Genomic DNA, 12,016 nt, shown 5'->3' with positions numbered 1-12,016 from the left:
GGCTCCCGGGCGCCGCGCCTGGTCCGGCATCGATCTGGTCGACCGCCGGTGACGTCCGCGGCTCGCGCGGTGCGCGGTCGCCGCCGTCCGGGGCTCGGGCGCCGCTCGGAAGCTCTCCGTGTCTTGTCTCGCCGGTTCCGTACCCCTTGTCGTGCACGGCCTGGCGAAAGTCTTGTGGTCGGTGCGCTGCCCGGCCCAGGTGGCTCCCGAGTCCGGGGGCGGCGCTACGACGTCCGTCCCTACGCGGAACCTTCCTTACGCCGGCGCCTTCGCGGCGGCGGAAGCGGCGGCCGGTTGCGGCTCGGGCGCTTCTGCCTCGCGGTCGGGCGCGAGCGGGTCGGTCACCGCACCGGTCTCTTCATCGAACAGCCCCTGCGCCAGCCTGGTCACCGCTGCGGGGACCGGCGGCGCCAGGTCGGCCACGGCGCGAAGACCGGACAGGACGTCGTCGGGTCGTACGGCAGGCGTCACGTGCCGAACAACCAGCCGCAGTATCGCACAGGGCTGGTCGGTCGGCCTATCAGCCGGCGTACCGTGCGTGGTGTCGCTCTCCAGATGCGCGACGGCGGAGCGGGCGTCGAAGGTACGGACGCCGTTCTTCGTCCTGCGCTGGACCTCCACGGCCTCGGCCGCGTTGAAGGCCGCCACGGCACGGTCGGCGTCCGCGGCCTCCACACCGTCCAGCCGCAGCTCCCACACGGAGGCCGTCAGCCGGTCGGCGAGCCCGGAGGTCCGGGCCTCGACCGCCTCGACGATGTCGAGCCCGGTGGGCAGCGACTCGTCGAGGAGCAGCCTGAGCTGCTCCGGGTCGCGCGCTTCGGTGAGCGCGATCTCCAGATACTCCGCCTCGCTGCCCGTGCCGGTGGGTGCGGCATTGGCGTACGACACCTTCGGATGCGGCGTGAACCCCGCCGAGTACGCCATGGGCACCTCGGCGCGGCGCAGCGCACGCTCGAAGGCGCGCTGGAAGTCACGGTGGCTGGTGAACCGAAGGCGGCCGCGCTTGGTGTAACGCAGTCGGATGCGCTGCACCGCGGGTACGGGCGGCGGGCCTTCGGGCTGTCGCTTGCCCAGGGGAACTTCTCCTCGTGTACGGCGGTCGGGACGGGGCACCGTCCTCGCCTCGGCGGGGCCATTGCGCCCTGTCCTCTTTTCTAGAGTACGCGCTTCGGCCACCACGAGTTCCCACCGGTACGCGAACCGCCACGACGTTCCCCACCTGTCGGCGTCCGAACGTCGTGGCGGTTCGTGCGAGCGCGCGCCGGTCAGGCGATGTCGCTCCGCGCCCAGCTCCAGCTGATACCGCTGTCCGCGCTGTCCCAGACCCTGACCGGCTTACCGAAGCCGGACCCCGTACTCGTCAGCGTCCACAGGCCCGTGCGGTTCCCTCCGCCGTCCAGCGCGCCGTAGTCGTACAGCACACCGACATCGTCGCGACCGTCACCGTTGTAGTCACCGGCGACCACCTTGGAACGGCTCCAGGTCCAGCTGCCACCGTCCGCGCTGTCCCAGACCCTGACCGGCTTGCCGAAACCGGACCCCGCACTCGTGAACGTCCACAGGCCCGTGCGGTTCCCGCCGCCGTCCAGCGCGCCGTAGTCGTACAGCACACCGACATCGTCGCGACCGTCACCGTCGAAGTCACCCGCGACCACCTCGGAACGGCTCCAGGACCAGCTGCCACCGTCCGCGCTGTCCCAGACCCTGACCGGCTTGCCGAAACCGGACCCCGTACTCGTCAGCGTCCACAGGCCCGTGCGGTTCCCGCCGCCGTCCAGCGCGCCGTAGTCGTACAGCACACCGACGTCGTCGCGACCGTCACCGTCGAAGTCACCCGCGACCACCTCGGAACGGCTCCAGGACCAGCTGCCACCGTCCGCGCTGTCCCACACCTTGACCGGCTCACCGAAACCGGACCCCGTACTCGTGAACGTCCACAGGCCCGTGCGGTTCCCGCCGCCGTCCTCCCGCGCGCCGTAGTCGTACAGCACACCGACATCGCTGCGGCCGTCACCGTTGAAGTCGCCGGAGAACGTTTTCGAGAGCTTCGCGTTCCAGCTGCTGAAGTCCGCGCTGTCCCATTTCCGCTGCGGCTCGGTGATTCCGGACCCCGAACCGGCGAACGACCAGAGCGCGGAACGGAACCCACCGCTCTGGAGAGCGCCGTTGTCATAGAACACGCCGATGTCGCTGCGGCCGTCACCGTCGAAGTCGGAGCCGGGAGTGGGGCGGGCATTGGCCGTGATCCAGTCCCGGACGTCGTCGACACGGGTGCTGATCGCGCTGCTGGCGGTGCCCGCCGGGGCGTCGTTGCCGAAGCAGCCCGCCTGGTTGGAGCGGCTGCTGATCGCGACGAGCGCCGGCTCACCGTCGACGGTACGGACGGCCGGACCTCCGGCGTCGCCCCGGCAGACCGAGGCGCCGTCCTTCCCGCTGAGGGCGAGGTCGCCGCCGGTGACGGCGTCGACGGCGAACGTCCCGGTGTGCTGGTCGAGCGGCGCCCATTCCCCGGCCGTACGGCCGTGGCCGGCCACGGTGAGTTCCTGCCCGGCGGCGGGCGCCGTGGCGGCGAGGGCCACCGGGGTGACGCCACGCACGGGCTGGGCGAGGCGGGCCAGGGTGAGATCGCGCTCGTCGTGCGGGCGCAGTTCGACCACGGTCCGGGTCTGGTCGCTCCCCACGGTCACGACGGTCTTGAGCCTGGGTGCGCCGGCCGGGACCGTCAGGTCGGCGACCGGGTCCTCGACGAAGCAACTGGCCGCCGTGAGCACCCACTCGGGTGATATCAACGCACCGGAGCAACCTCGCTCGTAGTCGCCGACGAGCAGCCGGGCGGTGAAGCCGTAGGCGGTGCCTTCGGCGGGCTCCCCGACCACCGCGTGGCCCGGCGAGGCGGTCACGAGCAGCAACGGCGCCGCACCGAGCAGGGCAGCGGTCCTGACCGCGGCGGCTCTGGAGGCGCGCCATCTGGATCTCTTCGGATGTGCTGTGTTCGAGCGGGTACCGCGTGCCTTCATCGCCGTCCTAGGGATCGGTTCGGGAGAAACTGGACCGAAGGATGCGGCTCGCCGGCGGCCCCCAGTTGCCGGAAGACACGCACGCGACACCGCAACCCCGGACATTCAAGATCATGTACATGATCTCGTCCACCAGCCCATCCCAGGCAAACTGACCGTACGCCGCACCCCGAACGTGACATGCGCCACAGAGGCGCGTATCGGGTCGCCGACCGTGTCCTCACCGACCCGGGCGGGCCGAGCACCCCGCCGCACCTCATCCCCTGCGGCGTCCAGGCAACCTCAGCAGGCGCCGCAGCGACTCAGCCGCCCCTCCGCTCCCCCGTCTCAGCTGGTCGGAGCGGCGTTCTTGACGGTCAGCGGCAGCAGCTTCTTACCGGTCGGGCCGATCTGAATTGACGTGTCCATGGCGGGGCATACCCCGCAGTCGAAGCACGGTGTCCAGCGGCAGTCGTCGACCTCGGTCTCGTCGAGGGCGTCCTGCCAGTCCTCCCAGAGCCACTCCTTGTCGAGACCGGAGTCGAGGTGGTCCCAGGGCAGGACCTCCTCGTAGCCGCGCTCGCGGGTGGTGTACCAGTCGGCGTCGATGCCGAAGGGCTTCAGGGCCTTGTCGGCGCAGGCCATCCAGCGGTCGTAGGAGAAGTGCTCGCGCCAGCCGTCGAAGCGGCCGCCGTCGTCGTAGACCGCGCGGATGACCGCGCCGGTGCGGCGGTCGCCGCGGGAGAGGAGGCCCTCGATGATGCCGGGCTTGCCGTCGTGGTAGCGGAAGCCGATGGAGCGGCCGTACTTCTTGTCGCCGCGGATCTTGTCGCGCAGCTTCTGCAGCCGGGCGTCGGTCTCCTCGGAGGAGAGCTGCGGGGCCCACTGGAAGGGGGTGTGGGGCTTGGGGACGAAGCCGCCGATCGAGACGGTGCAGCGGATGTCGTTGGAGCCGGAGACCTCGCGGCCCTTCTGGATCACGCGGGTGGCCATGTCGGCGATCTGGAGGACGTCGTCGTCGGTCTCGGTCGGCAGCCCGCACATGAAGTACAGCTTCACCTGGCGCCAGCCGTTGCCGTACGCCGTCGCGACGGTGCGGATCAGGTCCTCCTCCGAGACCATCTTGTTGATGACCTTGCGGATGCGCTCGGAGCCGCCCTCGGGGGCGAAGGTGAGGCCGGAGCGGCGCCCGTTGCGGGTCAGCTCGTTGGCCAGGTCGATGTTGAAGGCGTCCACGCGAGTGGAGGGGAGGGACAGGCCGATCTTGTCCTCCTCGTACCGGTCCGCGAGGCCCTTGGCGACGTCGCCGATCTCCGAGTGGTCCGCGGAGGAGAGGGAGAGGAGGCCGACCTCCTCGAAGCCGGTGGCCTTGAGGCCCTTCTCGACCATGTCGCCGATGCCGGTGATCGAGCGCTCGCGCACCGGGCGGGTGATCATGCCGGCCTGGCAGAAGCGGCAGCCGCGGGTGCAGCCGCGGAAGATCTCCACCGACATGCGCTCGTGGACCGTCTCGGCCAGCGGGACGAGGGGCTGCTTGGGGTAGGGCCACTCGTCGAGGTCCATGACGGTGTGCTTGGAGACCCGCCACGGGACGCCCGAGCGGTTGGGGACGACGCGGGCGATACGGCCGTCGGGGAGGTACTCGACGTCGTAGAAGCCGGGGACGTAGACCCCGCCGGTCTTCGCCAGGCGCAGGAGGAGTTCCTCGCGGCCGCCGGGGCGGCCCTCCGCCTTCCAGGCGCGGATGATCGCGGTGATCTCCAGGACGGCCTGCTCGCCGTCGCCGATGACCGCGCAGTCGATGAAGTCCGCGATCGGCTCGGGGTTGAAGGCCGCGTGCCCGCCGGCCAGGACGACGGGGTCGTCGATGCCGCGGTCCTTGGCCTCCAGCGGGATGCCGGCCAGGTCCAGGGCGGCCAGCATGTTGGTGTAGCCCAGCTCCGTGGAGAAGGAGAGGCCGAAGACGTCGAAGGCCTTCACCGGACGGTGGCCGTCGACGGTGAACTGCGGGACGGAGTGCTCCCGCATCAGCGCCTCCAGGTCCGGCCACACGCTGTAGGTGCGCTCGGCGAGGACGCCCTGCTGCTCGTTGAGGACCTCGTAGAGGATCATGACGCCCTGGTTGGGCAGACCGACCTCGTAGGCGTCGGGGTACATCAGGGCCCAGCGGACGTCGCAGGATTCCCAGTCCTTGACCGTGGAGTTGAGCTCTCCGCCGACGTACTGGATCGGCTTCTGCACATGCGGGAGCAGAGCTTCGAGCTGTGGAAACACAGAAGACACAGACTCGGCGGCTTCGGCAGGCATCTCACGGAACCTTCGTGTGCTGACAAGGGGGACCATCCAGCCTAACCCGGCGTGGACGGCCCCCGTACCGCTCGCCCCCGTACCGCTCGCCCCGTGCCCGCCCGCTAGGCGGACATCGGTCTCTGCACGGTGATCGACTGGAGCAGCCCCACCGCTGCCCACACGGCGAACATGGAGGAGCCGCCGTAGGACACGAAGGGCAGGGGCAGGCCGGTGACCGGCATGATGCCGAGCGTCATGCCGATGTTCTCGAAGGTCTGGAAGGCGAACCAGGCGACGATCCCGGCGGCGACGACCGTCCCGTACAGGTCGGTGGTCTCGCGGGCGATCCGGCAGGCGCGCCAGAGCACCACGCCGAGCAGGACGACGATGAGGCCGGCGCCGAGGAAGCCCAGTTCCTCGCCGGCGACCGTGAAGACGAAGTCGGTCTGCTGTTCCGGTACGAACTGGCCGGTGGTCTGCGAGCCGTGGAAGAGCCCGGAGCCGGTCAGGCCGCCGGAGCCGATGGCGATGCGTGCCTGGTTGGTGTTGTAGCCGACGCCCGCGGGGTCGAGTTCCGGGTTGGCGAAGGCGGCGAAGCGGGCGATCTGGTAGTCGTCCAGGATGCCGAGCTGCCAGACCGCGAGGGCGCCGGCGGTCCCGGCGCCGAGCAGTCCGAACACCCACCGGTTGCTGGCTCCGGAGGCGAGCAGCACGCCCAGCACGATGATGACCATGACCATGACCGATCCGAGGTCCGGCATGAGCATCACGATCAGCATCGGCACGGTGGCCAGCCCGAGCGCCTGGAGCACGGTCCGGTGGTCCGGGTGGGGACGGTCCCCCGCGTCGACGCGTGCGGCCAGCAGCATCGCCATGCCCAGGATGATCGTGATCTTCACGAACTCCGAGGGCTGCAGGGAGAAGCCGCCGGGGAGCTTGATCCAGGAGTGGGCTCCGTTGATGGTGGAGCCGAGCGGGGTGAGGACCAGCAGGATCAGGAAGACGGACGCGCCGTACAGGAGCGGCACGGCGGTGCGCAGGGCGCGGTGGCCGACCCAGACCACGCCGATCATCAGGGCGAGCCCGATGCCGGTGTTCAGCAGGTGCCGGGTCAGGAAGTAGTAGGGGTCGCCCTGGTTGAGTTCGGTGCGGTTGCGGGTGGCGGAGTAGACGAGCAGGGAGCCCATCAGGGACAGGGCCACGGCGGCCAGCAGTATCGGCCAGTCGAGACGCCGGGTCATCGAGTCCCGGGCGAAGAGCCGGGTCCAGCCGGCCTTCTCGGGTCCGTAGCCGGAGACCTGGAAGCTGTTGGCCCCGGTCATGCGCGCGTCCTCCGGCTTCCGCTCGTGCCCGTCCTGCCGCGCCGGCCCCCGCCGCCGCGTCGCCGGTGGCGGCGCGTGGCGCGGCCGTCGCCGTTCTGCGCCGGCGGTGTCGCTCCCTGCTGCTGTTCGCCGACGGGGGCGTACTCGTCCTCGGGGGAGGCCTTCTCCTCCGGCTGCAGGTCCTTGACGGCGTCCTTGGACATCTTCGGCGCGGGGATGGTCCCGTCCGCCTTGATCGTCGGCAGCTTCACCTGTGGCTGGGGCAGCAGTGCCTTCTTCTTGTCGATCTCCCCCTCGTCCGAGACGCCGTACAGCGCGTCGTAGATGTTGCGGACGGCGGGGCCCGAGGCTCCGGAGCCCGTACCGCCCTGGGAGATCGTCATGACGATCGTGTAGTCGTCGGTGTACGTGGCGAACCACGAGGTGGTCTGCTTGCCGTGCACCTCGGCGGTACCGGTCTTGGCGTGCATCGGGATCTCGTCCTGCGGCCAGCCCTCGAACCGCCAGGCGGCGGTACCGCGGGTGGCGACGCCGGCCAGGGCGTCGTCCATCTTGGCCAGGGTGGTCTTGCTTATGGGCAGCTTGCCGTGCGCCTCGGGCTCGATCTCTTCGACCTTCTTGCCGTCGGGGCTGACGATCGCCTTGCCGATGGTCGGGTCGTAGAGGGTGCCGCCGTTGGCGATGGCGCCGTAGATGGTGGCCATCTGGATGGGGGTGACGAGGGTGTCGCCCTGGCCGATGGAGTAGTTGATCGCGTCACCGGCGCGCATCTTGTTGCCCTCGAGGCAGCCTTCGTACGCGAGCTTCTCGACGTAGGAGCCGTCCTTCTTGCCCGTCTTGCACCAGGCGTCCTTGTTGGCCTCCCAGTAGTCCTGCTTCCACTGGCGGTCGGGGACGCGGCCGGTGACCTCGTTGGGCAGGTCGATACCGGTCTCCTCGCCGAGGCCGAACTCGTGGGCGGCCTTGTAGAAGTAGTCGTTGGGCTTCTCCGGCTGCATGCCGCCGTCCTTCTTCCACTCCTGGTGCGCCAGGCGGTAGTAGACGGTGTCGCAGGAGAGTTCCAGGGCGCGGCCGAGGCTGATCGAGCCGTAGCTGGCGGACTCGAAGTTCTTGAAGACCTGGCCGCCGACGGAGTAGGAGCTGGAGCAGTCGTAGCCGCCGTCGAAGTCGTAGCCGGCCTCCACCGCCGCGGACGAGGAGATCACCTTGAAGATCGAGCCGGGGGCCGCCTGGCCCTGGATCGCCCGGTTGAGCAGCGGGTAGTTGGAGTCCTTGCCGGTGAGCTTCTTGTAGTCCTTGGCGGTGATGCCGCCGACCCAGGCGTTCGGGTCGTACGTCGGGTTGGAGGCCATGGCGACGACGCGGCCGGTCTTGGCCTCCATCACCACGACGGCGCCGGCGTCGGCCTCGTAGAGCCGGTTGGTGTTGCGGTCCATCTCCTTGCGGGCGGCCTTCATCGCCTCGTTCAGCTCGTACTCGGCGACCCGCTGGACGCGGGCGTCGAGGCTGGTGACGAGGTTGGAGCCGGGGATGCCGGGGTCGGACTCGGCCTCGCCGATGACGCGGCCGAGGTTGTCGACCTCGTAGCGGGTGACGCCGGCCTTGCCGCGCAGCGCCTTGTCGTACTGGCGTTCCAGGCCGGAGCGGCCGACCTGGTCGGAGCGCAGGAAGGGCGAGTCGGTGTCCTTGGCCTTCTCGATCTCCTCGTCGGTGACCGGGGAGAGGTAGCCGAGGACCTGTCCGGTGTTGGCCTTCCCGGGGCTCGCGTAGCGGCGTACGGCCATGGGTTCGGCGGTGATGCCGGGGAAGTCCTCGGCGCGCTCGCGGATCTGGAGGGCCTGCTTGGGGGTGGCCTCGTCGGTGACGGGGATCGGCTGGTAGGGCGAGCCGTTCCAGCAGGGCTGGGGGGTCTCGGCGTCGCACAGCCGGACCTTGTCCATGACGTCCTTGGGCTGCATGCCGAGGACGCCGGCGAGTTTGGTGAGGACGGCCTCGCCGTCGTCCTTCATCTTCAGCAGGTCGGTGCGGGAGGCGGAGACGACGAGCCGGGTCTCGTTGTCGGCGAGCGCCACGCCGCGCGCGTCCAGGATGGAGCCGCGGGGCGCGGGCTGGACGACCTGCTGGACGTGGTTGCCGGAGGCCTCCTCGGCGTACTCGTCGCCCTGCCGGATCTGGAGGTACCAGAGCCGGCCGCCGAGGGTGCCGAGGAGGGAGAGGACGAGGACCTGGATGACGACGAGCCGGATCTGCACGCGGGTGCTGCGGCCGGTCTCGGGGATGTTAGTCATGGGCGCGGCCCGTTCCGTTGAGGGGGGCGGTGGGCGACGGGTGGGCGTTGGTCACTGCTGCCGCCTCCCCCTCGGTGCGTGCGTGCTGGATGTGTGCTGCCGCGTGTTCACAGCCGCTTGACCCCCTTGATGCGTCCGGCCCGGGCCATCCGGGCCCGCGCCGCCTTCACCCGCAGTCCGTTGCGCTGGCCGCCGATGCGCAGCCCGGTGCCTCCGGAGAGCCAGCCGGAGGAGATGTCGGGCTTCTGGTCGGCGGAGTTGGTCTCGGCCAGCGGGTCGTTCTCGGCGCGCCTGGCGAGGGCCATGACGGCGGGGACGACGAAGGGCGCGAGCAGCAGGTCGTAGAGGGCGGCCGTGAACAGCAGGCCGGGCAGGCCGACGTGGCGGGCGGCGGTGTCGCCGACGAGGGCGCCGACGCCCGCGTAGAGCAGGGTGGTGCCGACGGCGGCGACGACCACGACGGCCATGGCCCCGGTGGCCGACCTGAGCCGGCCGTTCTCCGGCTTGGCGAGGCCGGCGAGGTAGCCGATGACGCAGAGCACCAGGGCGTAGCGGCCGGCGGCGTGGTCGGCGGGCGGGGCGAGGTCGGCGAGCAGTCCGGCGCCGAAGCCTACGAGGGCGCCGCCGACGTGGCCGTAGACCAGGGCGAGGCCGAGGACGGTGAGGAGCAGCAGGTCGGGGACGGCGCCGGGCAGGTGGAGGCGGGCGAGGACGCTGACCTGGAGCACCAGGGCGACGACGACCAGGGAGGCGGACAGCAGGATCCGGTTGACACGCATGGGGTGAGAACTCCTACTGCTCGGTCTGCTCGTTCGGCTCGGTCTGCTCGTTGGGCGACTGGCCGTCGGCCCCGGCGGACGGGGTCACGGTCACCGTGACGGTCGGCGCGGGCTCGGGCTTCGGCTTGTCCGGGAGCACGGTGTCGCGCGGGTCCTTCTGCGGGGCCTGGACGACGACGCCCACGATGTCGAGCTTGCTGAAACCGACGAACGGTGTGACGTCGAGGATGCGGGTCAGGTCGCCGCCGGAGGGGTCGACCCGGGAGACGACGCCGACGGGGACGCCCGGCACGAAGGGCTTGTCGGCCTGGGAGCCGAAGGTCACCAGCCGGTCGCCCTTCTTGACGTCGGCCTTGCCGTTGAGGAGTTCGACGCGCAGCGGGCGGCCGCCCTGGCCGGAGGCGAAGCCGAGTTCGTCGCCGGCCTCCATCCGGGTGCCGACGGTGAAGTCGGGGTCGTTGGCGAGGAGCACGGTGGCGCTGTCGGGTCCGACGGTGGTCACGCGTCCGACGAGGCCGTCACCGTTGAGGACGGTCATGTCGCGCTCGACCCCGTCGTTGGCGCCGACGTCGATGGTGATGGTCCAGGAGAAGCCCTGGGCCGCTCCTATGGCGATGACCTGGGCGCCCTTGATGCCGTACTGGCCGGCGCCGGCGAGCCCGAGCATCTTGTCGAACTGCTTCAGGCGGCTGCGGCCGCGCTCGTCGCTGCCGAGCTTCGCCTTCAGGGCCGCGTTCTGCGTCTCGAGGGCGGTGAGCCGGTCGTGCCGGTCGCCGGAGTCGCGGACCGCGGAGATCGCGTTGCCGACCGGGTCGACCGCGGACGCCACCCCGTTCTCGATCGGACCGAAGACGCCCGCCGCGGCCTGCCGGGCACCGTCGACCGGTGAGTCCTCCCCGCCGCGGATGTCCACCGTGATCAGTGCGAACGCGATGGCGATCAGCAGCACCAGGAGCAGCCGGCTCTCTTTCGTGTCCCTCACGTGCGGCGGCCGTGCCTTCCTCGTCGAATTCGGGAATTACGTGGCGGTGTTCAGGAATTCAGGAGATTGAGTACGTGAGGTGACGAGCGTGGTACTTGCGGCCCTCACGGCACTGAAGCCTCTATATCAACGATCCGCCGTACGAGAGGAGATCGTCTCGTACGGCGGAACCGAAGTGTTACGTCATCTGCGGGGCTGGGCGTCCAGCACCTGCTGGAGCGCCTCGAACTCCTCGACGCACTTGCCGGAGCCGAGCGCCACGCTGTCGAGGGGGTCCTCGGCGATGTGGATCGGCATTCCGGTCTCCCGGCGCAGCCGCTCGTCGAGCCCGCGCAGCAGTGCGCCGCCGCCGGTCAGGACGATGCCCCGGTCCATGATGTCGCCGGACAGCTCCGGCGGGCACTTGTCGAGGGTGGTCTTGACGGCGTCGACGATCGCGTTGACCGGCTCCTCGATCGCCTTGCGCACTTCGGCGGCGGAGATGACGACGGTCTTGGGCAGTCCGGAGACGAGGTCCCGGCCGCGGATTTCGGTGTGCTCGTCAGCGTCGAGGTCGTACGCCGAACCGATCGTGATCTTGATCTGCTCGGCCGTGCGCTCACCCAGGAGAAGGCTGTACTCCTTCTTGACGTGCTGGATGATGGCGTTGTCCAGCTCGTCACCCGCGACGCGGATGGACTGGGCGGTGACGATGCCGCCGAGCGAGATGACCGCGACCTCCGTGGTGCCGCCGCCGATGTCGACCACCATGTTGCCCGTGGCCTCGTGGACCGGCAGGCCGGAGCCGATGGCCGCGGCCATGGGCTCCTCGATGATGTGCACCTGCCGGGCGCCGGCCTGGGACGACGCCTCGATGACGGCGCGGCGCTCGACGCCGGTGATGCCCGAGGGCACACAGACGACGACCCGCGGACGAGCCAGATACCGCCGCTTGTGGATCTTCAGGATGAAGTAGCGGAGCATCCGCTCGGTGATCTCGAAGTCGGCGATGACGCCGTCCTTCAGCGGGCGCACGGCAACGATGTTGCCGGGCGTGCGCCCGATCATCTTCTTCGCTTCGGCGCCGACCGCGAGGATGCCACCGGTGTTGGTGTTGATCGCGACGACGGACGGCTCGTTGAGTACGATCCCGCGACCCCTGACGTACACCAGCGTGTTGGCGGTCCCGAGGTCGACAGCCATGTCACGGCCGATGAACGACATTGAGTTCCCCATCAGGATTCGACTGGCCTTCCCGGGAGCTTTTGAGGGCTTTTCAGGTAGGCGAAGTGGGTGCAGTGACGCGTGGAGGCTTCCATGGTAGACGCGCTTTCGCGAACACTGCGCGAGGGTCTTCGCCATTGTCAGCAGATGGCGCCTC

The 12,016-nt window shown here is 70.0% G+C and carries 8 protein-coding genes; all 8 read right to left on the bottom strand.

Annotation, left to right across the window (positions count from 1 at the left end; translation table 11 throughout):
* Positions 1 to 255: 255 nt before the first annotated feature.
* The 8 genes from ACVV2G_RS21325 to ACVV2G_RS21290 all read right to left on the bottom strand — a co-directional run bounded on the left by ACVV2G_RS21325 (position 256) and on the right by ACVV2G_RS21290 (position 11,859).
* On the bottom strand, positions 256 to 1,032 hold the full coding sequence (locus ACVV2G_RS21325) for a TIGR03936 family radical SAM-associated protein (protein ID WP_453844338.1): 777 nt from the start codon (positions 1,030 to 1,032) through the stop codon (positions 256 to 258).
* A 233-nt stretch (positions 1,033 to 1,265) separates the two neighbouring features.
* Positions 1,266 to 2,900 carry a S1 family peptidase gene (locus tag ACVV2G_RS21320; RefSeq protein ID WP_453844451.1) on the bottom strand — a complete coding sequence of 545 codons (1,635 nt, stop codon included), beginning with the start codon at positions 2,898 to 2,900 and terminating at the stop codon, positions 1,266 to 1,268.
* Positions 2,901 to 3,344: 444 nt separating this feature from the next.
* Positions 3,345 to 5,303, bottom strand: coding sequence for a TIGR03960 family B12-binding radical SAM protein (locus tag ACVV2G_RS21315; protein ID WP_453844337.1), 1,959 nt, complete (start codon positions 5,301 to 5,303; stop codon positions 3,345 to 3,347).
* A gap of 104 nt (positions 5,304 to 5,407) precedes the next feature.
* Complete coding sequence (gene rodA, locus ACVV2G_RS21310) at positions 5,408 to 6,607, bottom strand: rod shape-determining protein RodA (RefSeq protein ID WP_453844336.1); 1,200 nt, start codon at positions 6,605 to 6,607, stop codon at positions 5,408 to 5,410.
* On the bottom strand, positions 6,604 to 8,895 hold the full coding sequence (gene mrdA, locus ACVV2G_RS21305) for a penicillin-binding protein 2 (RefSeq protein ID WP_453844335.1): 2,292 nt from the start codon (positions 8,893 to 8,895) through the stop codon (positions 6,604 to 6,606). Before mrdA ends, rodA begins: the two co-directional genes overlap by 4 nt.
* 107 nt (positions 8,896 to 9,002) lie before the next feature.
* Entirely contained in the window at positions 9,003 to 9,674 is a 672-nt protein-coding gene (gene mreD, locus ACVV2G_RS21300; protein ID WP_453844334.1) for a rod shape-determining protein MreD, read from the bottom strand.
* Positions 9,675 to 9,687: 13 nt separating this feature from the next.
* The gene (gene mreC, locus ACVV2G_RS21295) at positions 9,688 to 10,656 is read right to left on the bottom strand and encodes a rod shape-determining protein MreC (protein WP_453844333.1); all 969 of its coding nucleotides are present in this window, start codon (positions 10,654 to 10,656) and stop codon (positions 9,688 to 9,690) included.
* Between the two features lie 183 nt (positions 10,657 to 10,839).
* A complete protein-coding gene (locus ACVV2G_RS21290; protein ID WP_019325389.1) occupies positions 10,840 to 11,859 on the bottom strand; it encodes a rod shape-determining protein in 1,020 nt (339 codons plus the stop codon).
* Between the last annotated feature and the right edge of the window lie 157 nt (positions 11,860 to 12,016).

The organism is Streptomyces sp. JK94 (assembly GCF_053613315.1).
The sequence above is the reverse complement of the archived record's forward strand: the minus strand, read 5'-3'. Positions and strand labels throughout refer to the sequence as shown.